Source organism: Caballeronia sp. LZ001, from assembly GCF_031450875.1.
Taxonomy (GTDB): Bacteria; Pseudomonadota; Gammaproteobacteria; order Burkholderiales; family Burkholderiaceae; genus Caballeronia.
Genome location: NZ_JARTVX010000004.1, coordinates 3,444,705 through 3,471,533, shown reverse-complemented (window position 1 = coordinate 3,471,533; position 26,829 = coordinate 3,444,705). Strand labels below are relative to the sequence as shown.

General features: G+C 62.8%; 28 protein-coding genes and 1 riboswitch. Of the genes, 8 read left to right on the top strand and 20 right to left on the bottom strand.

Annotated elements, in window-relative coordinates; all coding sequences use genetic code 11:
- Window positions 1-56: 56 nt before the first annotated feature.
- Genes ttcA through P9292_RS27190 form a run of 3 tightly spaced genes read right to left on the bottom strand, consistent with a single transcriptional unit; the run spans window position 57 to window position 2,296 of the window.
- The gene (gene ttcA, locus P9292_RS27200; protein WP_309962150.1) at window positions 57-1,016 is read right to left on the bottom strand and encodes a tRNA 2-thiocytidine(32) synthetase TtcA; all 960 of its coding nucleotides are present in this window, start codon (window positions 1,014-1,016) and stop codon (window positions 57-59) included.
- Window positions 1,013-1,414, bottom strand: a complete 402-nt coding sequence (locus P9292_RS27195) for a dihydroneopterin aldolase (RefSeq protein ID WP_244826500.1) — start codon at window positions 1,412-1,414, stop codon at window positions 1,013-1,015. Before P9292_RS27195 ends, ttcA begins: the two co-directional genes overlap by 4 nt.
- A gap of 36 nt (window positions 1,415-1,450) precedes the next feature.
- Window positions 1,451-2,296, bottom strand: a complete 846-nt coding sequence (locus tag P9292_RS27190; RefSeq protein ID WP_309962149.1) for an SDR family oxidoreductase — start codon at window positions 2,294-2,296, stop codon at window positions 1,451-1,453.
- Between the two features lie 13 nt (window positions 2,297-2,309).
- Between P9292_RS27190 and P9292_RS27185 the strand changes: the two genes are divergently transcribed.
- Window positions 2,310-3,515, top strand: a complete 1,206-nt coding sequence (locus P9292_RS27185; RefSeq protein WP_309962147.1) for an SAM-dependent methyltransferase — start codon at window positions 2,310-2,312, stop codon at window positions 3,513-3,515.
- A gap of 9 nt (window positions 3,516-3,524) precedes the next feature.
- A complete protein-coding gene (locus P9292_RS27180) occupies window positions 3,525-3,719 on the top strand; it encodes a DUF2905 domain-containing protein (protein ID WP_244826503.1) in 195 nt (64 codons plus the stop codon).
- Between the two features lie 3 nt (window positions 3,720-3,722).
- Here the strand turns inward: P9292_RS27180 and P9292_RS27175 are convergent, their stop codons facing one another.
- The 4 genes from P9292_RS27175 to P9292_RS27160 form a co-directional block, all read right to left on the bottom strand.
- Window positions 3,723-4,952: a multifunctional CCA addition/repair protein gene (locus tag P9292_RS27175; RefSeq protein ID WP_309962145.1), complete on the bottom strand. Its 1,230-nt coding sequence runs from the start codon at window positions 4,950-4,952 to the stop codon at window positions 3,723-3,725.
- Window positions 4,949-5,572, bottom strand: coding sequence for a glutathione S-transferase family protein (locus tag P9292_RS27170; protein ID WP_309962143.1), 624 nt, complete (start codon window positions 5,570-5,572; stop codon window positions 4,949-4,951). Before P9292_RS27170 ends, P9292_RS27175 begins: the two co-directional genes overlap by 4 nt.
- An 11-nt stretch (window positions 5,573-5,583) precedes the next feature.
- Complete coding sequence (locus P9292_RS27165) at window positions 5,584-6,540, bottom strand: complex I NDUFA9 subunit family protein (RefSeq protein ID WP_250509622.1); 957 nt, start codon at window positions 6,538-6,540, stop codon at window positions 5,584-5,586.
- Between the two features lie 120 nt (window positions 6,541-6,660).
- The gene (locus tag P9292_RS27160) at window positions 6,661-8,628 is read right to left on the bottom strand and encodes a transglycosylase SLT domain-containing protein (RefSeq protein ID WP_309962140.1); all 1,968 of its coding nucleotides are present in this window, start codon (window positions 8,626-8,628) and stop codon (window positions 6,661-6,663) included.
- Between the two features lie 8 nt (window positions 8,629-8,636).
- Between P9292_RS27160 and P9292_RS27155 the strand changes: the two genes are divergently transcribed.
- Window positions 8,637-9,254 carry a 5-formyltetrahydrofolate cyclo-ligase gene (locus P9292_RS27155; protein ID WP_404989366.1) on the top strand — a complete coding sequence of 206 codons (618 nt, stop codon included), beginning with the start codon at window positions 8,637-8,639 and terminating at the stop codon, window positions 9,252-9,254.
- 1 nt (window position 9,255) lies between these two features.
- Here the strand turns inward: P9292_RS27155 and P9292_RS27150 are convergent, their stop codons facing one another.
- On the bottom strand, window positions 9,256-9,768 hold the full coding sequence (locus P9292_RS27150; protein WP_244826509.1) for a winged helix DNA-binding protein: 513 nt from the start codon (window positions 9,766-9,768) through the stop codon (window positions 9,256-9,258).
- A 181-nt stretch (window positions 9,769-9,949) separates the two neighbouring features.
- On the opposite strand from P9292_RS27150, the gene pxpB reads away from it, so the two are divergent.
- From pxpB to P9292_RS27125, 5 genes are all read left to right on the top strand, one after another.
- Complete coding sequence (pxpB, locus tag P9292_RS27145; protein ID WP_244826510.1) at window positions 9,950-10,603, top strand: 5-oxoprolinase subunit PxpB; 654 nt, start codon at window positions 9,950-9,952, stop codon at window positions 10,601-10,603.
- Window positions 10,600-11,646, top strand: a complete 1,047-nt coding sequence (locus tag P9292_RS27140; protein ID WP_244826511.1) for a biotin-dependent carboxyltransferase family protein — start codon at window positions 10,600-10,602, stop codon at window positions 11,644-11,646. Before pxpB ends, P9292_RS27140 begins: the two co-directional genes overlap by 4 nt.
- Before the next feature lie 22 nt (window positions 11,647-11,668).
- Complete coding sequence (pxpA, locus tag P9292_RS27135) at window positions 11,669-12,424, top strand: 5-oxoprolinase subunit PxpA (protein WP_244826512.1); 756 nt, start codon at window positions 11,669-11,671, stop codon at window positions 12,422-12,424.
- Window positions 12,425-12,530: 106 nt separating this feature from the next.
- Window positions 12,531-13,250 (top strand): DUF969 domain-containing protein, encoded by a 720-nt coding sequence (locus tag P9292_RS27130; RefSeq protein ID WP_309962135.1) that lies wholly within the window; start codon window positions 12,531-12,533, stop codon window positions 13,248-13,250.
- Window positions 13,247-14,203, top strand: a complete 957-nt coding sequence (locus P9292_RS27125) for a DUF979 domain-containing protein (RefSeq protein ID WP_250466013.1) — start codon at window positions 13,247-13,249, stop codon at window positions 14,201-14,203. The genes P9292_RS27130 and P9292_RS27125 overlap by 4 nt, the downstream gene beginning before the upstream one ends.
- Window positions 14,204-14,216: 13 nt before the next feature.
- On the opposite strand, the gene P9292_RS27120 is transcribed toward P9292_RS27125, so the two are convergent.
- The 12 genes from P9292_RS27120 to P9292_RS27065 form a co-directional block, all read right to left on the bottom strand.
- The gene (locus P9292_RS27120) at window positions 14,217-15,323 is read right to left on the bottom strand and encodes a TraB/GumN family protein (RefSeq protein WP_244826514.1); all 1,107 of its coding nucleotides are present in this window, start codon (window positions 15,321-15,323) and stop codon (window positions 14,217-14,219) included.
- A gap of 124 nt (window positions 15,324-15,447) precedes the next feature.
- On the bottom strand, window positions 15,448-16,452 hold the full coding sequence (locus tag P9292_RS27115; protein WP_244826515.1) for a peptide ABC transporter ATP-binding protein: 1,005 nt from the start codon (window positions 16,450-16,452) through the stop codon (window positions 15,448-15,450).
- Window positions 16,449-17,441 (bottom strand): ABC transporter ATP-binding protein, encoded by a 993-nt coding sequence (locus tag P9292_RS27110; protein WP_244826516.1) that lies wholly within the window; start codon window positions 17,439-17,441, stop codon window positions 16,449-16,451. Before P9292_RS27110 ends, P9292_RS27115 begins: the two co-directional genes overlap by 4 nt.
- 1 nt (window position 17,442) lies before the next feature.
- Window positions 17,443-18,363 (bottom strand): ABC transporter permease subunit, encoded by a 921-nt coding sequence (locus P9292_RS27105; RefSeq protein WP_244826517.1) that lies wholly within the window; start codon window positions 18,361-18,363, stop codon window positions 17,443-17,445.
- A gap of 173 nt (window positions 18,364-18,536) precedes the next feature.
- Window positions 18,537-19,547 (bottom strand): ABC transporter permease subunit, encoded by a 1,011-nt coding sequence (locus tag P9292_RS27100; protein ID WP_244826518.1) that lies wholly within the window; start codon window positions 19,545-19,547, stop codon window positions 18,537-18,539.
- Between the two features lie 149 nt (window positions 19,548-19,696).
- On the bottom strand, window positions 19,697-21,328 hold the full coding sequence (locus tag P9292_RS27095; protein WP_244826519.1) for an ABC transporter substrate-binding protein: 1,632 nt from the start codon (window positions 21,326-21,328) through the stop codon (window positions 19,697-19,699).
- Between the two features lie 365 nt (window positions 21,329-21,693).
- Entirely contained in the window at window positions 21,694-22,533 is an 840-nt protein-coding gene (gene metF, locus P9292_RS27090; RefSeq protein ID WP_309962133.1) for a methylenetetrahydrofolate reductase [NAD(P)H], read from the bottom strand.
- A 41-nt stretch (window positions 22,534-22,574) separates the two neighbouring features.
- Window positions 22,575-22,928 (bottom strand): phage holin family protein, encoded by a 354-nt coding sequence (locus P9292_RS27085; protein ID WP_244826521.1) that lies wholly within the window; start codon window positions 22,926-22,928, stop codon window positions 22,575-22,577.
- Window positions 22,929-23,024: 96 nt separating this feature from the next.
- Window positions 23,025-24,446, bottom strand: coding sequence for an adenosylhomocysteinase (gene ahcY / locus P9292_RS27080; RefSeq protein ID WP_250466021.1), 1,422 nt, complete (start codon window positions 24,444-24,446; stop codon window positions 23,025-23,027).
- 32 nt (window positions 24,447-24,478) lie between these two features.
- A riboswitch (S-adenosyl-L-homocysteine riboswitch) is annotated at window positions 24,479-24,595 on the bottom strand.
- 88 nt (window positions 24,596-24,683) lie between these two features.
- The gene (locus P9292_RS27075) at window positions 24,684-25,463 is read right to left on the bottom strand and encodes a glycosyltransferase family 2 protein (protein ID WP_309962131.1); all 780 of its coding nucleotides are present in this window, start codon (window positions 25,461-25,463) and stop codon (window positions 24,684-24,686) included.
- Between the two features lie 99 nt (window positions 25,464-25,562).
- Complete coding sequence (locus P9292_RS27070) at window positions 25,563-26,285, bottom strand: LrgB family protein (RefSeq protein ID WP_250466023.1); 723 nt, start codon at window positions 26,283-26,285, stop codon at window positions 25,563-25,565.
- 3 nt (window positions 26,286-26,288) lie between these two features.
- On the bottom strand, window positions 26,289-26,747 hold the full coding sequence (locus P9292_RS27065; protein WP_309962130.1) for a CidA/LrgA family protein: 459 nt from the start codon (window positions 26,745-26,747) through the stop codon (window positions 26,289-26,291).
- Window positions 26,748-26,829 lie beyond the last annotated feature (82 nt).

Here is a 26,829-nt window from a genome sequence, read left to right as displayed (position 1 = left end):
CGCAGGCCTTTTGACGCAGTGCGGTAAATGCCACGCTGCGCCTTGTCGGGAAAGGCTCAAAGGTCGTCGAACTGCACGATTGAAATCGCCTTTGCCGGCCCGGACGGTTCGCTCGCGCACGGTTCTTCGTCGAAGGCAATATCGCCGTTTGCGTCCGCCTCGCCCGTCGCGCACAATCCGGCGAACGGAAAGAGCTTGTGATCCATCAAGTGCGACGGCACGACATTGGTCAGCGCGTTGAACATATTGTCCACTCGACCGGGAAAACGCTTGTCCCAATCGCGCACCAGCGCCTTCATTTCCGCGCGCTTCAAGTTGGGCTGACTGCCGCACAGATTGCACGGGATGATCGGAAACTCGCGCAACTCGGCGTATTTTTCCAGATCGGTTTCCTTCACGTAGGCAAGCGGGCGAATCACGATGTTCTTGCCATCGTCCGATTGCAGCTTGGGCGGCATGCCCTTCAGCTTGCCGCCATAAAACATGTTGAGCAAAAGCGTCTGCAGAATGTCGTCGCGATGATGCCCGAGCGCGATCTTGGTCGCGCCCAGTTCGCCCGCCACGCGGTACAGAATGCCGCGCCGCAGCCGCGAGCACAGCGAACACGTCGTCTTGCCTTCCGGCACCAGCCGCTTGACGATGCTGTACGTATCCTGGTTCTCGATATGAAACGGAATGTCGAGCTTGCTCAGATATTCGGGCAGCACATGCTCCGGAAATCCCGGCTGCTTCTGATCCAGATTGACGGCCACGAGTTCGAAGTTGATCGGCGCGCGCTCGCGCAGGCGCATGAGAATTTCGAGCATCGCGTAACTGTCCTTGCCGCCGGACAGACACACCATGACCTTGTCGCCTTCCTCGATCATGTTGAAGTCGCCGATCGCCTCGCCGACTTGCCGCGCGAGCCGCTTGAAGAGCTTGTTGTTCTCGTAGGCTTCCTTCTGCTGACGGCGCGTCAGCGCTTCGCGCGCGGGCTTTTGCTCGTCGGGCGCTTGCAGTGTCTCGGGCGCGTTCATGCTCGTTCCTCTTTGATACGGAAGACTTCGACGCCCACCGCGTCGCAGTCGGGATACACGTCGGGTTTTTCTGTCGATACCACCACGGCCCGCACATTCGGATGCGCGAGCAGCGCGGCGGCGACATCGTCGCAGAGTGTTTCCTGCAGATGGATGTGGCCGCGCTTCACGCGCTCGGCGATGGTCGAGCGCATGAAGTCGTAGTCGACGACTTCGGCGAGCTTGTCCGCGACGGGCGTGGACAGCGCGAGCGGCACGAACAGTTCGACGTTGATCACGACGCGTTGCTCGCCGCGCTTCTCGAAGTCATGCACACCGATATTGATGCGCACTTCGTAGTTGCGCAGAAAAAGCCGCCGGCAATCGGCCAGCCGGGGATGCGAAAGTGCGGCAAGCATGGGTTCGTTCCAAAAGTTGATACGCGGCGCGCGGGGCTACAGCTTCGGCGCGCCGAACAGGTACATCACGTCGCGCGGGCTCGGCACGAGATGCTGGCCGCCATCGACCACGAGCGTCGTGCCGGTCATGCCGTGCGCGTTCGCCAGAAAGCACGCGGCCTCCGCGACGTCGCGCACCGTGGACGCCCGCTTGAGCGGCGTCACGCGATGCGCCGCCGCGAACGATTCCGGCGTCTGCCCGGCGGAAATCAGCGTCAGTCCCGGCGCGAGGCCGACGACGCGCAGCTTCGGCCCCAGCGCCTGCGCGAGCGCGACGGTGGCGTTTTCCAGCGCGGCCTTCGTGAGCGTGTACGACAGGTAATCCGGGTTCATGTTGTACAGCTTCTGATCGAGCACGTTGATGACAACGCCGCGTTGCGTGTCGTCATCGGCGGCGGATTCAGGCGTGATTTCGTGCAACAGACGCGCAAGCGTGAGCGGCGCGGCGACGTTGATCGCGGTCATCTCGAGCAGCTTCGCGTAGCCGAAGTCGGTGGCCGTGTCTTCGTCGAAACGCGATGCGCAGTTCACCACGCAATTCAGCGCGCCGAATGCCTCGACACACGCCGGCACGAGCCGCGCCACATCCGCTTCGATGCCGAGATCCGCGTGCAATGCGGCCGCGCGCCGGCCAAGCGCTTCGATTTCGGCGACGGTTTCGAGCGCTTCACGCGCAGAGCCGCCGTAGTGCACGGCGACGTCCCAGCCCTGGCGAGCGAATTCCAGCGCGACGCCGCGCCCGATGCGCCTGGCGCCGCCGGTCACGAGTACGACGCGGGACCGCGCAGCCGAAGCGGGCGAAAGCGGCGAATTTGCGGAAGATAACGGCGTGGAGGCGCTCATTTACAATACTGGGATGAATCCGAAAGCTCGACAATCCGACAGTTTACCTGCTCCCGGCGCGGATGCACTCGCCCAGTCCGACGCACTTTCCGCGCTGATTTGCGAGCGTATCGCCGAGGCGGGCGGCTGGCTGCCGTTCGACCGCTACATGGACCTCGCGCTGTATGCGCCCGGACTCGGCTATTACAGCGGCGGCGCGACGAAGTTCGGCCGGCGTGCGGAAGACGGCAGCGACTTCGTCACCGCGCCGGAATTGTCGCCCTTGTTCGCGACGACGCTCGCGCGGCCCGTGGCGCAGGCGCTCGAACAGAGCGGCACGCGCCGGCTGATGGAGTTCGGCGCGGGCACGGGCAAGCTCGCGGCGGGTTTGCTCAACGCGCTCGCCGAACTGGACGTGGCCTTCGATAGTTACGCAATCGTCGATCTTTCCGGCGAATTGCGCGCGCGCCAGCGCGAGACAATCGAAGCGCAGGCGCCCACGCTCGCCGCCAAGGTCATCTGGCTCGATGCATTGCCGGATTCGTTCGAAGGCGTGGTGATCGGCAACGAAGTGCTGGACGCCATGCCGGTGCGGCTCGTGGTGCGCAAGCTCGGCGCGTGGCACGAGCGCGGCGTGGTCGTGCTGAACGACCGTCTCGCTTTCGATGACCATCCCGTGGAAATCGACGAGCAAATCGAATTGATCGATGCCGCCATCGACGAAGCCAACGACGAGCCATTCACCGAATACGTGACCGAAACGCACGAGGCGGCGCTCGGCTTCACGAAGACCGTTTGCACCATGCTCACGCGCGGCGCGGCGTTTTTCATCGACTATGGATTTCCGCGCCGCGAGTTCTATCACGCGCAGCGCGCGACCGGAACGTTGATGTGTCATTACCGGCATCGCGCGCACACGGACCCGTTTCTCTATCCGGGCTTGCAGGACATCACGGCGCACGTCGAATTCACGGGGATCGCGGAAGCAGGCACGGAAGCCGGCGCCGATCTGCTGGGCTTCACGTCGCAGGCGCGCTTTCTGATGAACGCCGGTATCACCGACGTACTCAACGAACTCGATCCCGCCGACGTGCGGCGCTTTTTGCCCGCCGCCAACGCCGTGCAGAAATTGCTTTCGGAAGCAGAGATGGGCGAACTCTTCAAGGTGATCGCGTTTTCGCGCGGCATTCCCGGCACGCTCGACGCCTTCTCGGCCGGCGACCGTTCCCATACGCTCTGAGCCATTGCCATGATCCGCTGGCTTCTGACTACGTTTGTCGCGCTGATGGTGCTGTCGGCTTGCTGGCCGTGGCTCCGCAAGCTCGGCGTCGGGCGCTTGCCGGGCGATTTCACGCTGCGCATCTTTGGACGCGAATACTCGTTTCCGTTCATGTCGACGCTGCTGCTGTCGATGTTGCTGTCGCTGATCGCGCGCGCGCTCTAGCCGTTACAGAACCGCCTTCACCGCTTCGACCCGCGCATCGTGCACGGCGTCTTTTATGCGGGCGGGCTGATTGGCGAAGCGTTGCGCGACCGCGCCGGCATCGACGGAACGGGCCGCGACTAGCGCCTTGCGCAGCCGTTCAGCCTGTGGATAAGGCTGCTGTTCCAGACCGAGCCGACCGCGCGCATCGGCGAGACACGCCTGCAAGGCTTCCGCGAAACGCGCGGGTTTGCGCAACGCGTCGGCGCGTTCGAAGAGGCGCACCAGCGCGGCCGCGCCCGCGTCCATGACGCGATGAATGTTGCCGTGCTCGCGCGCGACGAGTACCGCCAGATCGCGGCACTCGTTCGGCACGCGCAATCGGTCGCAAAGCGGCTTCAGGAGATCGACGCTGCGCCCTTCGTGACCAAGATGGCGCGGCAGGATATCGTCCGGCGTGGTCGCCTTGCCGAGATCGTGAGTGAGCGCGGCGAAGCGCACCGGCAACGCAAACCCCTGCGACGCCGCGTAGTCCACCACCATCATCACGTGGACGCCGGTGTCTACTTCAGGGTGATAGTCGGCGCGTTGCGGCACGCCCCAAAGCGCGTTGACTTCGGGGAGAATGCGCGCCAGCGCGCCGCAACCGCGCAGGACCTCGAACATGCGGGAAGGCTTCTTTTCCATCAGACCGCGCGAGACTTCCTGCCATACACGCTCGGGCACGAGGGCATCGACTTCGCCCGCCTCGACCATTTTCTTCATCAGCGCTTCGGTTTCCGGCGCGACTGAAAAATCGGCGAAGCGCGCCGCGAAACGAGCGAGACGAAGAATACGCACCGGGTCTTCGATGAACGCATCGCCCACATGCCGGAAGAGTTTCTGCGCGAGATCGGCGCGGCCGTTGAACGGATCGATCACCGGGCCGGTCAGTTCGCCATCGGGATTCACTTCGCGCGCCATTGCATTGATGGTCAAATCGCGCCGCGTCAAATCCTCTTCGAGCGTCACGTCCGGCGAGTAGTAGAACTGGAAGCCGTGATACCCCGCCGCCGTCTTGCGCTCGGTGCGCGCGAGCGCGTATTCCTCGTGCGTCTGCGGATGCAAAAACACCGGGAAATCCTTGCCCACCGGCTTATAGCCTTGCGCCACCATTTGCTCGGGCGTGGCTCCAACCACGACATAATCGCGATCCACCACCGGCACGCCGAGCAACTCGTCGCGGATCGCGCCGCCAACCGCGTAAATGTTCATTGCGCGATTTCCTGCTTTGCATCCTCGATCCACGCCACGACCGCGGGCAATGCGGTCACGCGCTGCGCATAGGCACGCGATTCATCGTCAAGCGACGGCTCGTAGGAATTGAAGCGCATGACGACCGGCGCGAAGATGGCATCCGCAATACCGAACTCGCCGAACAGAAACGGCCCGCCCGACTTCGCCAGGCAATCGGCCCACAACGCTTCGATGCGCGCGATATTCGCCAATGCGCCTTCGCTTGCGCCTTTGCCTGGCGCGTGCGTGTGAATTTCCATGGGCATCGACTGACGCAAGTCAGCGAAACTCGCGTGCATCTCGGCGCTGATGCTGCGCGCATGAGCCCGCGCGCCGGCATCGCGCGGCCACATCGCGTGGTCGGGAAAGCGCTCGGCGAGGGTCTCCATGATCGCAAGCGACTCCCACACGGAGGCGCCGTCGTCGGTGACGAGACACGGCACCTTGCCCGATGGCGACACTTCGAGAATGCGCGCCTTGGTATCGGGCTGACCGAGACGGATCAGCGTTTCCTCGAAGGGAATGCCGAAGTGCTTCATCAGCACCCAAGGGCGCATGGACCAGGAAGACGTGTTCTTGTCACCAATGACGAGTTTCATGCGATCGAAGTTCAGCGATGCGCCGTGGCGCGAAAAGAATTGAAGCGCGAGCGATTCGACGCGCCCGTCAGATACAACGGCGCAATCGCCTCGATGCTCGCCGGTTCGCCGATGCCCAGTTCGGGCGCAAGCGGGCCGCTCGCAATATTCGGCGTTTTCATGGAATCGAGATTGTCGCGCGAAATCAGCGGTTCGCCGGGCGCGAGTTCGAGCGTCATCGCCTGAAGGCGGCCAAGGCTCTCGGGCAATTTGATGATGCGCGAATGCTTGCCGATGGTCGCGCCCGCAAAGCGCACCAGCTCCGCGAGCGTGAAGACGCCCGGCCCCGCGAGTTCGTAGACCATGCGGTTGGCCGCGTCGAGGTCCAGCACGTTGACCATGGCCTTGGCCACGTCGCCGACGAAAATAGGCTGGAACTGCGCGTCGGCGCAAGCCAGCGGAATCACCGGGAACATGCGTTCGAGGAAGGCGAACTGATTCAGCAGATTGTCCTCGGGACCGAAAACGACGGAGCTTCGGAAAATGGTCCAGTCGAGGCCCGAGTCGCGCACCGCCTTTTCGCCATCGCCCTTCGAGCGCAAATACATGCTCGGACCTTCCGAATCCGCGCCGATCGCGCTCATGTGCAGCAGCCGGCGCACGCCTTTCGCCGCGCACGCCGCCGCGATCTTGCGCGGCAACTCGACGTGCGCTTTCTCGAACTCAGGCCCATAAGGCTCGCCGCGCCGCCCTTGCAGCACGCCGACGAGGTTGATCACCGCGTCGGCCTCCGCGACGAAAGCCGCGAGTTGCGCGGGATCGTGAATATCGGTTTCGATGACATCGACGGGAAGAAGCGTCAGATGCGCCGCGTTGGAACGGCGCCGCGTGGCAATCCGCACGTTCTTGCCGAAATCGACCAGCGCGTTGACGAGATGACTTCCGATGAAACCCGAACCGCCGATGAGCGCTACCTTTTGATGTCGCATATTCGCCTCTTGAGTCGCGGCTTTGTGAGTGCGCTTTGACGAATGCGAACGGCGAAGGGGCAGCCGCGCGCCCGTTCCGTTTATTCGTGCAACGAAACCGCGACGCGCGGTGCAAAAGAACTACGGCGCGATATATCCCAGCCGCGTCTTCAGCGATTGCGGACGGCCTTCGAACAGTGCCGCGTAATAGACGGTGTTCGACAGCACGTTCTTGACGTAATCGCGCGTCTCGGTGAACGGAATGGTTTCAGCAAAAATCGCGCCCTCGACAGGCGCGCGCAAATCCTGCCGCCATTGCTTCGGCCGGCCGGGACCTGCGTTGTAACCGGCAGTGGCGAGCACGGGCGAGTTATCGAATTGATTGTAGATCATCGACAGGTAATTTGTGCCGAGCAGAATGTTGGTGTTGATGTCGTTCATTTGCGCGCGCGACACCGGACCCATGCCGATTTTCTTGGCGACGAGTTGCGCCGTTCCCGGCATCAGTTGCATCAAGCCGCCCGCGCCTACTTCCGAACGCGCGTTGATGATGAAGCGCGATTCCTGGCGAATAAGCCCGTATGCCCATTCGATATCGAGCCCGGTGGTTTGCGCATCGCGCTCGACGATATCGCGGAACGGCGACAGATAACGCAGCGTGAAGTCGTGCTCGGTCTTAGTCTTGTCGGCGGTGTTCACCGTGCGGTCGAACAGTTCGATGCGCTTTGCATACTGCGCGGCGGCGATGAGTTGCCGGTCCGTCATGCTGCGCAACGGCCAGTTCCATTCGCGGTTGCCTTCGAGCCGCATGTTCAGCGAGTAGAAACGTTGCGACAGCGCGAAGCCCGGCACCGACTGCATCTGCGCGATTTCGGCATCGCTCACGGTAGTGCGCGGCGGGACGCTGATCTTCTGGCCGGTCTCTTCCAGCGCGAGCTGGCCGTAAAAGTTGTATTGGTCCGCGATCGACTGGAATTCCTGATTGGCCGTTGCGGCGTCGCCCGCTTGCTTGACCGCGCGGCCGTGCCAGTAAGTCCACGCAGGCTGGCTGCGCAAGCTGGGCGGCATCTGGTCGATAGACCAGCGCACCATGTTCCAGTCGCCCGCGAGAAGCGCGCTGCGCGTGCGCCATTCATATGCGGGGTTCGACAACTGCGCGTTCGCCGATAGCCGATACCAGTCCGACGCGGCCGGCATGCGCTTGATCGCCGCCTGATAGCCGATGGTGCCCCAGCCGATCGCGCGTTCCTGCGCGGTGAGACTCGGCGCGACCGAACTGAACGTGGCCGCGGCCATTGCCGGATCGTTGCGAGCCATGCGCGTAATGGCGAGCAAGGTCAGTTGGTGCGCCGGCGTGTTCGGCATGACGCCGCGCGCGAGGTAAAGCGGCGGCTTGTTGACCGCGTCGTCGAGAAGCGAGCCTTTCGGCTTTTCCTGCCCGAGCGCTTCGACGATATTTAATCCGGTCGACGTGTAGTTCTGTTCGTAAGCGATGCGAATCTGCTGCCAGATGTCGTCGCTCGTGAACTGGCCTGACTCCGCAAGTGCGCCGATGAGATCGACGCAGCCGTCGCCGTACCATTTGGGATCGACGAGCAGCGCGCGCGCCGCTTCCGCGACGTTCTCGCCCTTCGAGAGACGCGCTTCGAGTGCATAGCACTTGACCTGCGTGTCGTCGTTGAGCACGAAGCGGGCATATTGCTGCTCGAAGTTCTTCCAGTCGTGACGGCTGCCGAGCACGACGAGATAATCGTTGCGCATGCGGTCGGCAATGGCCTGGCCGTCGTTGCGCTGCAGGAACGAGAGCACCGGCGCATCGGGCGCGTCGATGCGCGCGTGGCCTTGCGAATCGAAGAGTTGCGGCTTGATCGTGAAGTACTCGACGTAACTCGGCGCCGGATAGTTCGGGATTTGCGCGGCAAGAACGGCGGCTTTGGCCGGATCGTTCGCGCGCGCGGCATCGCGCAACTGCATGAAGATGCGGTCGTCGGACGACGGCGAGAAGTCTTCGTCGGGGCGAACCGCGGAAGCTGTTCCACAAGCGACGAGCGTCACTGCGGCAAGTGCGGTACCAGCCGCAAGATATACTCGGTCGAGGCGTTTTGACATCGTTATTACTGGAGCGCGAGGTGGTCCAAAGATCGGTTGAAAGCATAGCACGCAACGTTTGCGCGGAACCTAAAAGCGCATTGCGTTCCACGCTTCTCGCAAGCCGCGAAGCACAGCGTGACGATCCCGCGCAAGCCGAAAGAAATAAGGCGCTCGCGACACGCATCGAGGCGTTGCTCGCGGAGCATGCGGTCAAGTGCATCGGCTTTTATTGGCCCGTTGCGGGCGAATTCGATGCGCGCGCTTTGCTCACGCGCTGGCTCGCGGCAGACGCGACGCGCGCCGCCGCGTTGCCCGTGGTGGTCGAGCCCAAGGCGCCGATGGCCTTCCACGCATGGCATGCGCAAATGCCGATGAAGGAAGGCCGCTATCGCATTCCCGTGCCTGCGCAGGAAACCCGCGTGACGCCGGATCTGTTGCTGATTCCATGCGTCGGTTTCGATCTGCAGCGCTTGAGACTGGGTTACGGCGGCGGCTACTACGATCGCACGCTCGCCGCCTGGCCGAATGGCGAGCGCCCCGTGACTATCGGGATTGCCTACGAATCGGGCAAATGCGATGCGCTCCCGCGCGAGACTCACGACTTGCCGCTTGGAGCCATCGTTACCGAGGCTGCCGTCTACTGACTCAAAGCGATGTCGCCGCGCGCGCGGCGGTATCGTAAAGACCGGATGCGTTGCGCATGAGTTGCGCGGCGTCGCCAATCTGCTCGTTTGTCAGCCCGCTCTCGCGCAGCGTCGACATGAGACAGCTCTCCCGCACTTCACGATACTTCCCGCACAACTCGCGCCCTGCCGCCGTTGCGGAAAAGAACACTTCCTTGCCCGTCTTCTCGCTTTTAACGTAACCGCGCGCCACCAGTTTCTTGAGTGCATACGTGGCAACGTGGGTATCCTCGATATTGAGGACGAAGCAGATATCGGCGAGCTTTTTCTTGCGATCGCGATGGCTCACGTGATGCAGCAGCGATACTTCCACGGCGGTCATGTCCTTCGCGCCCGCCGCCGACATGCAACGCACCATCCAGCGATTGAACGCGTTGCTCACCATGATGAGCGCGTATTCGAACTCCGATAACTCGGCGCTGACTTCTGACACGAGATGCTCGGACGAGACGATCTTGGTAGGGTGACGCGACATGGCGAGGACCGTTGAAAAGTGCGTGGAGTGTATCCGAACGATATCGCGCAGCCGCGACCTTGCGTCACGAACTACACTCCGAACAAACGCTTATTGATAAATTGTCGATAATTTATTGACAATGTAGCATTCTGACGCGTTGCTGGCCGCATGGACGGCGCGCGCAAGGGACCAGAGAGGCATGACGAAACCACGTATTCATCCGCTTGGCGACAACGCGCTCGTGTGCGAATCCGCGCCACCGGCGACGCTCGATTGTCAGCGCCGCATCTGGGCGCTCGCCGACATCGCGCGACTCATGCCGCACGTCGTCGAAGTCGTGCCGGGCATGAACAACCTGACCATCGTCTTCGACCCGCTCGAAGCCGATTACGAAGCCCTCGCGGCGCAACTCGAAGATGGTTGGGAAGCGGCCACGCCATCGGATACAGGCGGCGCGGAGATCGAGATTCCGGTGCGCTACGGCGGCGCGGACGGCCCCGATCTGAGTTCGCTCGCCAAGCACGTCGGCCTTTCCGTCGATGAAGTCGTGAAGCGTCACACCGAAGCCGAATACGTCGTCTTCTTTCTCGGTTTTCAGCCGGGCTTCGCCTACATGGGCGGCCTCGATCCCGCGCTGCACACGCCGCGCCGCGCGGAACCGCGCCTCGAAGTGCCGGCGGGTTCGGTCGGCATCGGCGGGGCGCAGACGGGTATCTATCCCGCTGTATCGCCCGGTGGATGGAATCTGCTCGGCCGCACCGACCTCAAGCTTTTCGATCCGGCCCGCAACCCGCCGACGCTCATGCAGCCCGGCGACCGCGTGCGCTTCACGGCGCTGGAGGTGCGCGCATGATCGAAGTAAAACGCGCGGGCGTGCTCTCGTCCGTGCAGGATCTCGGGCGCCACGGTTATCGGCATCTCGGCGTGAGTTCGGGCGGCGCGCTCGATGCGCTGTCGCTGGAAATCGGCAATCGTATCGTCGGCAACAAGGCGGATGCGGCGGGCATCGAAGTCACGTTCGGGCCGACCGTGCTGCGCTTCTCGCGCGCGACGCGCGTGGCGATTACCGGCACGGACTTCGGCGCGACGCTCGACGACGAGCCGGTTTATTCGTGGTGGAGTTTGCCCGTGCGCGCGGGCCAGGAACTGACGCTGCGCGCGGCCAAGCGCGGCATGCGCGGCTACGTGTGCATTGCGGGCGGTATCGACGTCTTGCCGATGCTCGGCTCGCGCAGCACCGACCTCGGCGCATGCTTCGGCGGCCTGGGCGGACGCGCGCTTGCCGACGGCGACCGTTTGCCTGTCGGCGTGCCGCAACCGCACAAGGGCATCGCGTTTTCGCCGGAAGAACCGGCCTTCGGCGTGAAGGCGCCCGCGTGGTGCAAGTTCGTGCTCGTCGATGAACCCGTGCGGCGCGGCCGACATGCGCCGGGCGTCGACTGGGCCGTGCCGATTCGCGTGCTGCGCGGTCCGGAATACGCGAGCTTCACGGAGAAGGCGCAGCGCGACTTCTGGAACGAGGAATGGACCATCACGCCAAACAGCAACCGCATGGGCTTTCGCCTTGCGGGCACGGAGCTCGAACGCGGCGAGAAGATCGAACTGCTGTCGCACGCGGTCCTGCCCGGCACGATTCAAGTGCCGCCGAACGGCCAGCCCATCGTCCTGATGGGCGACGCGCAATCCACGGGCGGCTATCCGAAGATCGGCGCGGTCATCAAGGCGGATTTGTGGAAGCTCGCGCAAGTGCGGTTGAACGGCGGCGTGCGCTTCATCGAAACGTCGCTGGAAGAAGCACGCCATGCGCTCGCCGAAGAGCGGCGCTATGTCAGTCAGGTGGGCACGGCCATCGCGATGCATGAGGAACGCTGCGCGCGTCTGGCTAAATCAACGTAACGACTTTGAACGATACGACATCATGGAAATCGATCTGAACGCCGATCTCGGCGAAGGCTGCGGCACCGACGAAGCGCTGCTCGAACTCGTCAGCTCCGCGAACATCGCGTGCGGCTGGCATGCGGGCGGCGCCACCGCGATGCGCGAGTGCGTGCGCTGGGCGGTGCAAAAAGGCGTGGCGATCGGCGCGCATCCGAGCTTCAACGATCCCGAGAACTTCGGCCGCAAGGAAATGGACTTGCCGCCCGAGGAAATCTACGCGGGCGTGCTGTATCAACTGGGCGCGCTGTCGGCCATTGCGCGGGCGGAAGGCGGACGTATCGCGCATGTGAAGCCGCACGGCGCGCTCTACAACCAGGCCGCGAAAAGCCCCGGGATAGCGGATGCCATCTGCTCCGCCGTGCATGACTTCGATCCGTCGCTGCTGATCTTCGGTCTCGCCAACAGCGGTCTCGTCGATGCGGCGCGGCGCGCGGGCTTGGTCGCCATCGAGGAAGTCTTCGCGGATCGCGGCTATCGCGCGGATGGCTCGCTCGTGCCGCGCAAGGAACCGGGCGCGCTGCTCGAGGATGAAACCGAAGTGCTCGACCGCACGCTCGCGATGGTGCGCGAGCAACGCGTGCAGGCCGTGTCCGGCGAATGGGTGCCGCTCAAGGCGCAGACCATCTGCCTGCATGGCGATGGCGCGCACGCACTCGAATTCGCGCGACGCATTCGCGGCGCGCTCGCCGATGCGGGCGTCGATGTCCGCGCCGCCCGCGCCGCCCGCGCCGAATAAGCGATTTTCCGATGCATCGAACGCCCCGCCTGCCGGGGCGTTTTAACAAGCGCTATTTACGCGTCCGCTTCGAGGCGCGATGTCTAACCCCTGGTCTGGAGATCTCATGGCAACCGCAGTCAGCTTATGGCCGCTCATCGGCGTGGCCGTCATCATCGTGGGCTTCGTGCTGCGCTTCAATCCGATGCTGATCGTCGCCGCAGCGGCGATCGTCACCGGCTTCGCGGCGCACTTTCCCGTGGAGCGCATTCTGACCACCATCGGCACCGGCTTTCTGAAGACGCGCAATATTCCGCTCATCATCTTGCTGCCGCTCGCGGTGATCGGCCTGCTCGAACGGCATGGCTTGCGTGAACGCGCGCAGACGTGGATATCGAGCATTCGCGCGGCGACGGTCGGGCGACTGTTGATCGTCTATCTGCTCGTGCGCGAACTGACGGCGGCGGTCGGCCTCACGGGGCTCGGCGGCCATCCGCAAATGGTGCGACCGCTCCTCGCGCCGATGGCCGAAGGCGCCGCCGAAACGCGTTACGGCAAGCTCTCCGACGCGGTGCGCCACAAGCTGCGCGCATATTCGGCGGCAACCGACAACGTCGGCCTCTTCTTCGGCGAGGACATCTTCGTGGCGTTCGGCGCCATCGTGCTGATGGTCACGTTCCTCAAGGAAGCGGGCATCGTCGTGGAACCCATGCATGTTGCCGTGTGGGGCATTCCGACCGCGATCTGCGCGTTCCTCATCCACGGCTTTCGGCTGTGGCTGCTCGACCGGCGCCTGACGCGCGAACTCGGCGCGCTCACGCGCAATCTCGCGGGAGAGAAAGCATGACGCTCACCATCAACTATCTTTTCTATCTCGTCGGCATCGTGCTGGTGGTGGTCGCCGGCATGATCCTCACCGACAAGTCGCATCCGCGCCGCCTGACGACGGGCGTGTTCTGGCTCGTGTATGCGCTCGTGTTCCTGATCGGCGACTGGCTGCCGCCCGCGGTCGTCGGCGTGCTCGTGATAGCGATGGCGCTCATCGCCGGACTCGGCGGCGTGACCGGCGCGAAGCCGAAAATGCTGTCGGAGCAAACGCGCCGGCAGAGCGCCGCGCGGCTCGGCAACAAGCTCTTCGTGCCCGCGCTGACCATTCCGGTCGTCACCGTGATCCTGACGCTCGGCGCGAGCCATCTTGTCTTCGGCGGGCAACCGTTGATCGAGTTGAAGAACGTGACGCTGATCGGCTTCGGCATAGGCTGCGTGATCGCGCTGGCGGTGGCGTGCGTCATGACGCGCGATACCGTCGGCCAGTCGATGCGCGAGGCGCGCCGTCTCATCGACGCGCTTTCGTGGGCCGCCGTGCTGCCGCAAATGCTCGGCATGCTCGGACTCGTGTTCTCGGACGCAGGCGTCGGCAAGGCGGTCGCGCATGTGACGACGGCCTACATCAACCTCGACTATCGGCTCGTCGCGGTGACGGTCTATGTCGTCGGCATGGCGCTTTTCACGATGGTGATGGGCAACGGCTTCGCCGCGTTTCCAGTGATGACGGGCGGTGTCGGCGTACCGATTCTCGTCGGCGTGTTCCACGGCAATCCGGCGACGATGGCCGCCATCGGCATGTTCTCGGGCTACTGCGGAACGCTGATGACGCCGATGGCCGCGAACTTCAACATGGTTCCGGCGGCGTTGCTGGAGTTGCCCGACAAGAACGCGGTGATCAAGGTGCAGGTGCCAACGGCGTTGTCGCTTCTGATCGTGAACATCTTCTTGCTGAACTGGCTGATGTTCATCTGAATCGGCAAAGCGTTCAGCCAGCCACCACGACGAAGCCGCGCTTTCTCAGCAGTTCGAGCACGCCGCGCGACCCGCCGAGATGCAGCGCCCCGATAGCCACGAACACCGGCTTGTCGGGCGCTGCCAGTTGCACCATCCGCGCGACGAAGCGGCGATTGCGCTCATATACCACGCGGTTATCCACCTGATCCGCGAGCGGCTTCGAGCGCGCAAGCTTGTTGCCCTTGGCGTCGTCCCAGGCTTTGAGCGCGTCCGCGTCGCCGATTCGCCAGAGCCGGTGCAGCTCTTTCACGTCGGCGATGTTTTCGGTTGGCGTCTGCACGAGATCCTGTGCGAGCATCTCGCGCTGTTGCGCGGAAGTCAGACGCGTGAACGTCGATATCTGTTCGTTCAAGGTTTCGAGCCCGACGATTTTTCCTCGCACATGCAGATAGACATTCTGCAACTGCGCCTCGGTGCCGTACTCGCTCTGAAAACCGGCCTTGAGCGTGTCGTATGTTTCGATCAGCATCGACGCGAGCCACGGACGCGTGTGCCGCAATTCCTTCAGCGCATCGGGATTGTTGCGCATGCGCGCTTGCACCGCCTGCCACATCGAATCCGGCAAATAATCGATCAGACATTCGCTGCGGCACATGCCGAAGCGATTCACGTCCTCTTGCGAAACGAGCAGTTCGTCGGGAGAGATTTCGAGCGCGAGTGTGGGCGATGCATAAAGCGCAGCCAGTATCGACTGGCGAAACGGCTGTTCGGCCGGATAGTCGGTCGCGAAACCGACATGCAGCGTGCCGAGCAAATAGATGGTGGTCGTGCCTTTGGTCGCAACGTAGAACGGCATGCGCGCCGGCGCCGCGCGCACGGGGCCGCTTGCCGTCGTGCCATCGGATCGATCCACGGCCGGCGCGGGTGCCGATGCGCCCGGTGCCGCCGCTACGTCCGCGCCGCCTGCGGGCTGCGGAGTGCCACCTGCCGGCGTACGCGATCCGACGACCGCGAAACCGGATGGCGTAACGACCGCGCCTGCCATGAACAGTACGAACGACAGCACAATGGCTGTCGCTCTGGCGGACGCCACGCGCGCGGCGCGCGGCTGGTCATATGAATACGGCACGAGCGACATCTTAAAACATTCACGCGACCCGCTGGACACGCGCTGTCGCTTCGAGACGATCGACTTGGAGCTTGACCGCGCGCCGCCTTCTTTGAACGAAGCTGGCGCGCGTCAAACCGCGCGTCGATGCGATTCAAACCTCCACGTCACCTACCTCCTCGGCGCGATGACACGAGACTTGCCGCCCGTCGACGACGCGCAGCGCCGGTTCCTCGGTTCTGCAACGATCGATCGCGTACGGGCAGCGCTGATGAAACGTGCAGCCCGATGGCGGATTGAGCGGCGAAGGCATTTCGCCCTGCAGCTTGATCTTAATGCGGCGATCTTCCTCGAACAACGCGGGCGTTGCCGACATCAAGGCCCGCGTGTACGGATGACGCGGTCGCGCGAAAATGGTTTTCTTGTCGCCGAGTTCGGCCACGCCGCCGAAGTACATCACCATCACGTCATCGGCAATATGCTCGACCACCGACAGGTTGTGCGAGATGAACACGTAGCTCGTGCCGAACTGCGCTTGCAGGTCCATGAACAGATTGAGAATCTGCGCCTGGATCGAGACATCGAGCGCGGAAACGGGTTCATCGGCGACGACGATTTGCGGGTCGAGAATCATCGCGCGCGCAATCGCCACGCGTTGCCGTTGACCGCCCGAAAACATGTGCGGGTAGCGCGTCGCGTGTTCCGGTCTCAGGCCGACGGTGCGCATCATCTGCGCAATGCGTTGAGCGCGTTCGGTTGCGTTGAGCTTCGTGTTGATGGCGAGCGGCTCGCCAAGCGTCTGCTCGACGGTCTTGCGCGGATTGAGCGAGGCAAACGGGTTCTGGAACACCATCTGCACGCGCTGCCGCAACGCGGCGATCTTGTCCTTGCTCGCGCCCGCCACGTCCTCGCCATCGATCAGAAGACGGCCCGATGTCGGCGTTTCGATCATCGTCAACTGACGCGCGAGCGTGGACTTACCGCAGCCCGATTCGCCGACGACAGCAAGCGTGCGCCCGCGCTGCAACTCGAACGACACGCCGTTCAGCGCCTTCACCGTGCCCTGTTCGAACATGCTGCGCTTGACGCTGTAATGCCGCGTGAGCTGATCGGCGGCGAGCACGATGTCCTTGTTGATTTCCTTCGGTACGGCGTTCATCGCGCGCCTCCTTCCACCACCACTTCGACATTCAACGGCTTGATGCAACGCGCGCGCACGGCCGCGTCGTTGGGGTCGAGCTGGAACAGATTCGGCCGCCCCTTCCAGCAGTCCTCGACGGCATATTTGCAGCGCGGCGCAAAGAGGCATCCACTGGGTCTGTCGTCTCGGCCCGGCACCATGCCCGGCAACGCCGCCAGACGATCCGCGCCGCGGCTATGTTCCGGAATCGCGGCGAGCAACGCTTCCGTGTACGGATGATGCGGCTCGCTGAAAATGGCAGGGACGTGATTCGTTTCGATGATCTCGCCCGCATACATCACCGCGACGCGCTGCGCCACTTCCGACACCACCGCGAGATCGTGCGAAATCAGCACGAGCGCCATGCCGCGTTCCTTTTGCAAGCGCACGAGCAGTTCCATGATCTGCGCCTGAATGGTCACGTCGAGCGCGGTCGTGGGCTCGTCGGCGATCAGGAGTTTGGGATTGCAGGCGACCGCCATTGCGATCATCACGCGCTGATTCATGCCGCCCGACATCTGATGCGGAAACGCGTCGATGCGGCTTTTCGCATCTGGAATGCCGACCTGATCCAGCAGTTCGAGCGCGCGTTTGTTGAGTGCGTCGCCGCGCAAGCCTTCGTGCAGTCTCAGCGATTCCTTGATCTGATAGCCGACCGTGTAGCTCGGGTTCAGGCTCGTCAGCGCGTCCTGAAACACCATCGCGATGTCCTTGCCGATGATCTTGCGACGCTCGCGCGCCGAGGCCTTCAGCAAATCTCGCCCATCGAAGGTGACCTGATCGGCCGAGACCTTGCCGGGTGCATCGATCAGGCCCATGAGCGCCATCATCGTGACGCTTTTGCCCGAGCCGGATTCGCCGACCACGCCGACCACTTCGCCCGGCTTGACCGACAGGTCGATGCGATCGACCGCCTGTGTGCCGCCGAACGTCACTTGCAGATTACGGATAGTGAGTAGATCGTTCATGTCATCCCATCCGTTTCAGTTTCGGGTCGAGGGCGTCGCGCAGACCGTCGCCGAGCAGATTGATGACGAGCACCGAGATCAGGATGGAGAGACCGGGCATCGTGACGATCCACCATGCGCTTTCGATGTAATCGCGCGCCGAAGCCAGCATGGCGCCCCACTCGGCCGCGGGCGGTTGCACGCCCAAGCCGAGAAAGCCGAGCGCGGCGGCGTCCAGAATCGCCGATGAAAACCCGAGCGTCGCCTGCACGATGAGCGGCGCGGCGCAGTTCGGCAGCACTTGCGAGAACATCAGCCGCACGACGCCCGCACCCGCGACGCGCGATGCCGTCACGTATTCCTTTTGCAATTCGCCGAGCGCCGATGCGCGCGTCAGACGCACATAACCCGGCAGCGCGACGATGGCGATGGCAAGCATGGTGTTGACGAGCCCCGGCCCGATGATCGCGACCACGGCGACCGCGAGCAAGAGCGAAGGCAGCGCGAGGAGCACATCCATGATGCGCATGATCGGCGTATCGAGCCAGCCGAAGAACGCGGCCATGAGCCCCAGCACGACGCCCGGAATGAGCGCGAGCACGACCGATACGAAGCCGATCCAGAACGACAGCCGCGCGCCGTACATGAGACGCGAGAGAATGTCGCGGCCGGCTTCATCGGTGCCGAGCAGGAACATGCGGTTGCCGCCTTCGAGCCACGCGGGCGGAATCTTCACGTATTCGCGATATTGCTCGATGGGGCTGTGCGGCGCGATCACGGGCGCGGTGAGCGCCACCAGAATCAGCACGAGCACGATGAAGCCCGCGACCACTGCGCCGCGATTGCGCGAGAAGTTCGCCCAGAACTCGCGGCCCGCGACCATGCGGCCGCTGGGTGGCGGTGTTACTGCCTGGGGAGGTAGGTTGTTTTGAATGTCGGCCATATCATGCCTCTCGCCGAGCCGCCTCAAGAGAGGCATGCGCCCCCTCGGGGGGCAGCGAACGAATATGAGCGTGGGGGTGGTACATGTTTATGCCTCTCGCCGAGCCGCCTCAAGAGAGGCATGCGCCCCCTCGGGGGGCAGCGAACGAATGTGAGCGTGGGGGTGGTACATGTTCACCTTGTATGGCGAATGCGCGGATTCAACACGCCGTACAGCAGATCGACGATCAGATTCACGAAGATCACGAGCGACGCGATCATCAGAATGCCGCCCTGCACGACGGGATAATCGCGACGCGAAATGGCATCGATCAGCCACTTGCCGACGCCCGGCCACGAGAACAACGTCTCCGTCAACACCGCGCCCGCGAGCAACGTGCCAACCTGCAAGCCGATCACGGTCACCACGGGAATCAGCGCATTGCGCAACGCATGCACGATCACCACGCGCAACGGCGAAAGCCCCTTCGCGCGCGCCGTGCGAATGTAGTCCTCGCGCAGCACTTCGAGCATCGACGAACGCGTCATGCGCGCAATCACCGCGAGCGGAATCGTGCCGAGCACGATGGTCGGCAATATCAGATGGCTCACCGCGGACTTGAACGCGCCTTCATCGGTGGAGAAGATCGAGTCGATCAGCATGAAGCCCGTGACGTGCGGAATGTCGTATTCCACCGCGATCCGCCCCGACACCGGCGTCCAGCCGAGCCTCGCCGAGAAGAACATGATGAGGATCAAGCCCCACCAGAAGATCGGCATCGAATAGCCCGTGAGCGCGGTGCCCATCACGCCATGATCGACCACCGTGCCGCGCTTGAGCGCCGCCGCCACGCCCGCCGGCAGACCGACGATGAGCGCGAAGATCATCGCGCAGATGGAGAGTTCGACGGTCGCCGGAAAGCGCGCCATGAATTCGCTCATCACACTCGTATTGGTGATGATCGACATGCCGAGATCGCCCTTGAGCGCATGGCCGACATAGTGGAGATATTGAAGCGGCAAAGGCTCGTCGAGACCTAAGCGCTTCATGGCTTCGGCGTGCATCGCCGGGTCCACGCCGCGTTCGCCCATCATCACTTCGATGGGGTCGCCCGGGATCAGGTGGATGAGCGCGAACGCGAGAATCGTAATGCCGATGAACGTCGGTATCACCATTCCTATGCGTCGCAAAACGAATCGGAACATGATCGCCCTTTGGTTCGTACTTGGGGATTTGGAAGAGTGACCGGCGGCGCGGATCGTTTTCGACCCGCGCCGCCGGCCCTGTTCGACTAATTATGGTTTAGTGCAAAAAGCGTTCCGCTTGCAAGCTGCGTTTTGCGGATGCTCTCGCTTTACTGCATGCCCACGCCGTCGAAACGCACATAGCCGAGCGGTTCGATCTTCAGGCCCGTCACCTTCTTGCTGGCCGGCTGATACACCGTCGAATGCGCGATCGGCGAGAACGGCAGCTGTTGCGCGAAGATCTGCTGCGCGTCCATGTAGGCCTTCGTGCGCGCCGCGACGTCGCTCGTCGAACGGCCCTTCACGACCAGATCGTCGAACGGCTTATAGCACCACTTCGAGAAGTTGCTTCCCTTCACCGCGTCGCAACCGAGCAGCGTGCCGAGCCAGTTGTCGGGGTCGCCGTTGTCGCCGGTCCAGCCGATCAAGAGCGCCTGATGCTCGCCCGCGTGCGCGCGCTTGAGATACTCGCCCCATTCGTACGACACGATCTTTGCCTTCACGCCGATCTTCGCCCAGTCGGCCTGGATCATCTCGGCCATCAGACGTGCGTTCGGGTTGTACGCGCGTTGCACAGGCATGGCCCAAAGGTCGATATCCATGCCGTTCGGAAAGCCGGCCTTCGCGAGCAGATCCTTGGCCTTGGCCGTATCGTACGGGCTCGTCTTTAGGTTCTTGTCGTAGGACCATTGAGTTGGCGCCATCGGAGCGGTGGCCGCCTGGCCCGCGCCCTGATACACGGAATCGATGATCGCCTTCTTGTTGATCGCCATGTCGAGCGCGCGGCGCACGTCGGTGTTGTCCAGCCCCTTCTTGGTCACGTTATAGGCCACGTAACCTTCGTTGAAACCGGCCTGCGACGGCGTATCGAGATTCGATGCGGACTTGAGCGACTCGATGTCGCCTGGACGCGGATAGCTCATCACCTGGCATTCGTTGCTTTTCAGCTTCTGAACGCGCACGGCGGCATCGGGCGTGATCGAGAAGATCAGCTTCGACACCTGCACCGCGTTCGGCTTCCAGTAATCCGGATTGCCGTCGAAGCGAATGGTCGCATCCTTTGTATAGCTACGGAAGATGAACGGTCCCGTGCCAACCGGATACTGATTGATGTCGGCGGCCTTGCCGTCCTTCACCAGCTTGTCCGTGTATTCGGCCGAGAGAATGGACGCGTATTCCATCGCCATGTTCTGGATGAATGGCGCGTTCACTTCCTTGAGCGTGAACTTCACGGTGTAGGGATCGACCTTCTCCACCTTCGCGATGAGCTTGTCGAGGCCCATGTCCGTGAAGTACGGGAACGCAACCGGATACGCCTTGCGGAACGGCTGGTTCGGGTCGAGCATGCGGTTGAACGTGACGAGGACGTCATCCGCGTTGAATTCGCGCGTCGGCTTGAAGTACGACGTCGTCTGGAACTTCACGCCGTGACGCAAATGGAAGGTGTAGGTCAAACCGTCCGCCGACACGTCCCACTTTTCGGCGAGACCCGGCTCGACCTTCGTGCCGCCGCGCTCGAATTCGACGAGGCGGTTATAGACCGTGAACGTGTTCGCGGTGAAGTCGGTGCCAGTGGTGTATTGCGCGGGATCGAAACCGGCGGGACTGCCTTCCGAGCAGTACACCAGCGTCTTGTTGGGGATGGCGGCATTCGCGACGTTCGCCGCGAATAGCGTTGCCGTGGCGACGGCGCCCATGAGCGCCGACACGCGGGCGACTCGCAACAGGCCATTCTTCTTCATGTTTCCTCCAGGTCGATGCCAGCTTTCAACTGACGTAGCGCGATATTACTTGATCGCATCGGCGGTGCTGCCAGCCGTGCGAATCTGCCGGATGAAACGGCGCAAGCAAATTCGGGCGCTACCCTAGCATGAACAAATATTACGTGTGTGGTCGTTTTCCCCACTGGATTTACGGCTGCCGGTTGGTTCGATGCGGTTAGGTTATCGCCTATGTCTAAGCGTGATAGCTCGGATGGCGAAATATCCGCGCAAGGTGCCGGCAGCGTGCGCAAAGTGCGCCGTCGGGTACTAAAACGCCCGAAAAAAGTGCTAAACGAGGAGGAAAGTAAGGACCGCGCGGACGAACGCCGCGCGGGTAAACAAACTCAGACGCTCTTGACGCCGAGCCGCTCGCAAACCGTCTTCGACGCCCACGCGCCGTTGAGCGTGTAGAAATGCAAGCCGGGCGCGCCGCCGTCGATCAGACGCTGGCATAGACCCGTCACCACATCGACGCCGAATTCGCGGATCGACTCGCGGTCGTCGCCGTAACTTTCGAGCCGGCGCGCGATCCACTTCGGCACTTCCGCGCCGCACATCTCGGAAAAGCGCATCAACTGCGTGAAGTTGGTGATCGGCATGATGCCCGGCACGATAGGCACATCGACGCCGAGCTTTTTCGCTTCATCGACGAATTCGAAGTAGGCGTCCGCGTTGAAGAAGTACTGCGTGATCGCGGAGTTCGCGCCCGCCTTCACTTTGCGCGCGAAGTTTTCGAGATCGGCGCGCGGCGAACGCGATTGCGGATGAAACTCCGGATACGCCGCCACTTCGATGTTGAACCAGTCGCCGTGCTCCTGGCGAATGAACGCCACGAGTTCGGACGCATAGCGCAACTCGCCGACTTCACCCATGCCCGAAGGCAAGTCACCGCGCAACGCGACGATATGGCGAATGCCGTGCTCCCGATACTGCGAAAGGATCGCGCGCAGGCTGTCTTTCGACGAGCCGATGCAAGACAGATGCGGCGCCGCGTCGAAGCCTTCCGCGGCCATTTCGAGCACGGTGTCGAGCGTGCCTTGCTGCGTGGAGCCGCCCGCGCCGAACGTCACGGAGACGAACTTCGGCGCGAGCGTTTTCAGTTGCGCGCGCGAGGCGCGCAGTTTGTCCACCCCTTCCTGCGTCTTCGGCGGGAAAAACTCGAATGAAAGTTCGATCGGTTTCATGATGGTGTGTGTACGCGCGGCGAGGCGTGGTGTGCGCGGCGTCAGCCGAAGTTGCGCTGTCCGAAGATGAGCGCCGACAGAAGCCACGACACGATGCTATAGAGAATCGAGCCGAAGAACGCGGACCAGAAACCCGTCACCTCGAAGCCTTTCAAGAGCGACGAGCACAGCCAGAAACACAGCGCATTCACCACGAGAATGAAGAGGCCGAGCGTCAGGATGGTCACGGGCAACGTGAGAATGATGAGCACCGGGCGCAGCACTGCGTTGATGAGCCCGAGCACCACGGCCACGATGAGCGCCGTGCCGAAACTGCGGATGTGGATCGACGGCACGAGATAGGTGATGATCAGAAGCGCGAGCGCGTTGATCAGCCATGTCAGCAGCACGGTCATCGAGTGTTCTCCGGTTGATGCAATGTGTCTTTGTACCGCGCTCGAACCTCCCGATCCGTGCGCGGCCACGCCGCCGCGTGCCTTGTCAGTAGCGGATTAATAGCGGTAGTGGTTCGGCTTGAACGGACCGTTCTTGTCGACGCCGATATAACCGGCCTGCTCCGTCGAAAGCACCGTCAGTTCCGCGCCGATACGTCCCAGATGCAGACGCGCGACCTTCTCGTCGAGATGTTTCGGCAGCACATACACCTTGTTCTCGTACTTGTCGCCTTGCGTGAACAGTTCGATCTGCGCGAGCGTCTGGTTCGTGAACGAGTTCGACATCACGAACGACGGATGGCCGGTTGCGCAGCCGAGATTCACGAGACGTCCTTCGGCCAGCAGAATGATGCGCTTGCCGTCCGGGAAGATGATGTGATCGACTTGCGGCTTGATGTTGTCCCACGTGTATTGGCGCGTGGAAGCGACATCGATTTCGGAGTCGAAGTGACCGATGTTGCAGACGATAGCGTTGTTGCGCATCGCCTTCATGTGGTCGTGGTTGATGACGTGGTAGTTGCCCGTTGCCGTCACGAAGATATCGGCCTTGTCGGCGGCATATTCCATCGTCACGACGCGGTAGCCTTCCATTGCCGCTTGCAGCGCGCAGATCGGGTCGATCTCCGTGACCCAGACGGTGGCGCCCAGACCGCGCAGCGACTGCGCGCAGCCCTTGCCCACGTCGCCGTAGCCCGCCACGACCGCGATCTTGCCGGCGATCATCACGTCGGTGGCGCGCTTGATGCCATCCACGAGCGATTCGCGGCAGCCATACAGATTGTCGAACTTCGACTTCGTGACCGAATCGTTCACGTTGATGGCCGGGAACGGCAGACGCCCTTCCTTCTCCATCTGATACAGACGATGCACGCCTGTGGTCGTCTCTTCCGTCACGCCCTGGATGTGCGCGAGGCGCGTGGAGTACCACGTCGGGTCGGCATCGAGGTGCGAAGCGATCGACTTGTACAGCGCGACTTCTTCTTCATTCGTCGGCTTGCCGATGACCGAGCGGTCTTTTTCTGCCTTCGAACCGAGGATGAGCAAGAGCGTGGCGTCGCCGCCGTCGTCCAGAATCATGTTGGCGAATTCGCCGTTCGGCCATTCGAAGATGCGGTGCGAGAACTCCCAGTATTCGTCGAGCGATTCGCCCTTGAACGCGAACACCGGCGTGCCGCCCGCGGCGATGGCGGCGGCAGCGTGATCCTGCGTGGAGAAGATGTTGCACGATGCCCAGCGCACGTCGGCGCCGAGTGCGGTCAGCGTTTCGATCAGCACGCCGGTCTGGATGGTCATGTGCAGCGAGCCTGCGACGCGCGCGCCTTTCAGCGGCTGTTGCGCCTTGTATTCCTCGCGCGTCTGGATGAGACCGGGCATCTCCGTTTCGGCGATGTCGAGTTCCTTGCGGCCCCATGCGGCGAGCGACATGTCGGCAACAACGTAATCCTGGGAATTCTTGGAATCGAGAACTGCGGCGTTCATCACGCCCTCCTTTCTAAAAAAGACTAGAAATTTTGACGTGAGCGCCGTTCGATGCGGTGGCTCAGCGGGCTTGTTTATGTGCCTTCGAACCGTCCGATTGAAGCCTCCGAGCCTGGCGGGTGAAACCCGTCGCAACGCTCCTCGGGGGCGAGCGAAGATTGTAGCAAAAGTCGGCGGAATGCGAATGCGGGATTAAGCGCAGTCTGATTGATGGGGGTGACTAAGCGTAGGGGGCGTTCAGGCTTGATCGATCGTTGATTCAGCAGTGCCGGACATCGCCGTGCGGGCGCGTGCGACGAACTGTTGGATGGCCTCGGTGGTCGCCCAATGCTCGTCGAACGGCGTTTCGGCGCCTCCTGCGCGGCTGAAATACAACGCCACGTGGCTCCCCGGATGATAGTGGACGCGAACGCCCTTCCTGGCTTCCAGGCGATAACAACCGTAAATGTCGATGATTGCATTTGAAAGCGCCGAATCCTCGCCGCCATAACGCCGGAAGACTTCATCTGTAGGGAAGCCGCCGAGCGCGAGGAAGGTCGCACGCTGAATCACGAGCGTGCTCGCCACCGTGTCGCTCATGATGTCGGCGTGGCGTTCGAAGTCGGGGAAAGCACGCAGATCGGCGGGAAAGTCACTGAAATCGGCGCTGAAACGAACTGCGGGTTGCCGAGGCGTGTTTCGCAGATAGAGTGCGGCAGTCGCCAGTGCGCCTGGCTGGTACTCGTCGTCGGCGTCGAGGAACGCAAGAATGGGGTGTCCCGCGACCTTTGCACCATGATTGCGCGCCCGAGCGGGGCCGCCGTTTTCCGGCATCTGAACCAGTTCGACGCGTCGGTCTTTCAGGGAATAAAACTTCGCAACCGCCGCCGATGCGTCCTGCGAGCCATCGTCCACGACGATGATCTGCGCTGCATCGGTTTGCGAAAGACAACTTTCGAGCGCGCGTGCCAGCGTTTTTGCCGAGTTGAAACACGGAATGATGACTGAGACGCCGGGGTGCTGGGAGACTAGTGACATTTGGCTCGAACCGAAATATTTGAGCCCGCATTGTCGCAATAGATGCCACGCGAATTGCCCGCGAAAACTCCTAAACAGCGGCGCGTGCGCGTAATTTGCCTATATCGGCAACATGCTCAAAACCGGCGCGAGCAGCACCATCACCACGCCCGCGATCATCATCGTCAAGCTGGCGACAACGCCCTCTTCGTTCCCGAGTTCGCGCGCCTTCGCGGTGCCGACGCCATGCGCCGCCGCGCCGAACAACGCGCCGCGCGCAAGCCGCGTGCGCAGCGGCACCAGCGCCAGCACGATCTCGCCGAAGAGCATGCCGCACACGCCCGTCGCGATGACGAAAAGCGCGGTCAGATCGCGCGGCGCGTGAATCTTGTCGGATACCGCGAGCGCAAATGGCGTCGATATCGAACGCGTCGCGAGACTGCGCTGCAGTTCCGGCGACAGATGCAGCAACTTCGCAAGCGCAATCGACCCGCCGACCGCCACCAGAATGCCAACCGTCACTCCGACGCTCAACGAAATCCAGTGCCGCTTCAGGAGCGACCGATATTCGTAGATCGGCACCGCGAACGCCACGGTGGCTGGCCCGAGCAGCCACATGAGCCAGCGCGTATCGGCGAAATAGACGGGGTATGGAATGCGCGCCGTCACGACGATCGCCGCAAGCACCGCCGGGACAGCCAGAAGCGGCGTCAGCCACGGACTTTTGAAGCGCGCGTAAAGCCGCTTCGACACGAAGTACAGGACGACGGTCATCACGAAGCATCCGGCAGCGATCAGGCGTGCAGCGTCGTCTTGGAGCAGCGAAGCGTAGAAGTGGCTCATGGCTCAGGCGCGCGCAGCTTGCCGCGCGTGGAGCGCCCGGCGCAGCGCGAGGTGACGCTCCAGGCGCGCCGCCCGATCCACGGCGAACGCCACCGCCACCATCACCATCAGCGTTCCCGCGACGACAACCAGCGCCAAACGCCAGCCTTCTTCCATGAAAAGCCCGCCGTATTGGACCGCCGCCACGGCCGCCGGGATGAAGAACAGCAGCATGTCCGACAGCAGCCAGTCGGCGCCCGCCTTCACCCAGCGCGGCGCCACGCCGCCGCAGAACAGGAGCGCCAACAACGCGACTAGTCCGACGACGCCACCTGGCACCGGCAGCGCCAGCCTGCGCGCGGCCAGGTCCGCGACGAACCATATCGCCGCGAGCGCCGCCGATTGAATCGCGATGCGCGTCACGCGAGCAAGCGCCATGCGGGCGTTGGCTAAGGCGGAAGGGGCGGAAAGAACGGTGGACATGGCGGGCTCGGGGCGAATGACTAGGGTTAACCTGTAGACGGAGTATAAGTGCACCGTTTACATAAAAAAATGACTTAGCATT

Excerpts from the sequence above, each read along its gene's own strand:
- ttcA (WP_309962150.1), bottom strand. The coding sequence starts at position 1,016 with ATGAACGCGCCCGAGACACTGCAAGCGCCCGACGAGCAAAAGCCCGCG.
- P9292_RS27195 (WP_244826500.1), bottom strand. The coding sequence starts at position 1,414 with ATGCTTGCCGCACTTTCGCATCCCCGGCTGGCCGATTGCCGGCGGCTT.
- P9292_RS27190 (WP_309962149.1), bottom strand. The coding sequence starts at position 2,296 with ATGAGCGCCTCCACGCCGTTATCTTCCGCAAATTCGCCGCTTTCGCCC.
- P9292_RS27185 (WP_309962147.1), top strand. The coding sequence starts at position 2,310 with ATGAATCCGAAAGCTCGACAATCCGACAGTTTACCTGCTCCCGGCGCG.
- P9292_RS27180 (WP_244826503.1), top strand. The coding sequence starts at position 3,525 with ATGATCCGCTGGCTTCTGACTACGTTTGTCGCGCTGATGGTGCTGTCG.
- P9292_RS27175 (WP_309962145.1), bottom strand. The coding sequence starts at position 4,952 with ATGAACATTTACGCGGTTGGCGGCGCGATCCGCGACGAGTTGCTCGGC.
- P9292_RS27170 (WP_309962143.1), bottom strand. The coding sequence starts at position 5,572 with ATGAAACTCGTCATTGGTGACAAGAACACGTCTTCCTGGTCCATGCGC.
- P9292_RS27165 (WP_250509622.1), bottom strand. The coding sequence starts at position 6,540 with ATGCGACATCAAAAGGTAGCGCTCATCGGCGGTTCGGGTTTCATCGGA.
- P9292_RS27160 (WP_309962140.1), bottom strand. The coding sequence starts at position 8,628 with ATGTCAAAACGCCTCGACCGAGTATATCTTGCGGCTGGTACCGCACTT.
- P9292_RS27150 (WP_244826509.1), bottom strand. The coding sequence starts at position 9,768 with ATGTCGCGTCACCCTACCAAGATCGTCTCGTCCGAGCATCTCGTGTCA.
- pxpB (WP_244826510.1), top strand. The coding sequence starts at position 9,950 with ATGACGAAACCACGTATTCATCCGCTTGGCGACAACGCGCTCGTGTGC.
- P9292_RS27140 (WP_244826511.1), top strand. The coding sequence starts at position 10,600 with ATGATCGAAGTAAAACGCGCGGGCGTGCTCTCGTCCGTGCAGGATCTC.
- pxpA (WP_244826512.1), top strand. The coding sequence starts at position 11,669 with ATGGAAATCGATCTGAACGCCGATCTCGGCGAAGGCTGCGGCACCGAC.
- P9292_RS27130 (WP_309962135.1), top strand. The coding sequence starts at position 12,531 with ATGGCAACCGCAGTCAGCTTATGGCCGCTCATCGGCGTGGCCGTCATC.
- P9292_RS27125 (WP_250466013.1), top strand. The coding sequence starts at position 13,247 with ATGACGCTCACCATCAACTATCTTTTCTATCTCGTCGGCATCGTGCTG.
- P9292_RS27120 (WP_244826514.1), bottom strand. The coding sequence starts at position 15,323 with ATGTCGCTCGTGCCGTATTCATATGACCAGCCGCGCGCCGCGCGCGTG.
- P9292_RS27115 (WP_244826515.1), bottom strand. The coding sequence starts at position 16,452 with ATGAACGCCGTACCGAAGGAAATCAACAAGGACATCGTGCTCGCCGCC.
- P9292_RS27110 (WP_244826516.1), bottom strand. The coding sequence starts at position 17,441 with ATGAACGATCTACTCACTATCCGTAATCTGCAAGTGACGTTCGGCGGC.
- P9292_RS27105 (WP_244826517.1), bottom strand. The coding sequence starts at position 18,363 with ATGGCCGACATTCAAAACAACCTACCTCCCCAGGCAGTAACACCGCCA.
- P9292_RS27100 (WP_244826518.1), bottom strand. The coding sequence starts at position 19,547 with ATGTTCCGATTCGTTTTGCGACGCATAGGAATGGTGATACCGACGTTC.
- P9292_RS27095 (WP_244826519.1), bottom strand. The coding sequence starts at position 21,328 with ATGAAGAAGAATGGCCTGTTGCGAGTCGCCCGCGTGTCGGCGCTCATG.
- metF (WP_309962133.1), bottom strand. The coding sequence starts at position 22,533 with ATGAAACCGATCGAACTTTCATTCGAGTTTTTCCCGCCGAAGACGCAG.
- P9292_RS27085 (WP_244826521.1), bottom strand. The coding sequence starts at position 22,928 with ATGACCGTGCTGCTGACATGGCTGATCAACGCGCTCGCGCTTCTGATC.
- ahcY (WP_250466021.1), bottom strand. The coding sequence starts at position 24,446 with ATGAACGCCGCAGTTCTCGATTCCAAGAATTCCCAGGATTACGTTGTT.
- P9292_RS27075 (WP_309962131.1), bottom strand. The coding sequence starts at position 25,463 with ATGTCACTAGTCTCCCAGCACCCCGGCGTCTCAGTCATCATTCCGTGT.
- P9292_RS27070 (WP_250466023.1), bottom strand. The coding sequence starts at position 26,285 with ATGAGCCACTTCTACGCTTCGCTGCTCCAAGACGACGCTGCACGCCTG.
- P9292_RS27065 (WP_309962130.1), bottom strand. The coding sequence starts at position 26,747 with ATGTCCACCGTTCTTTCCGCCCCTTCCGCCTTAGCCAACGCCCGCATG.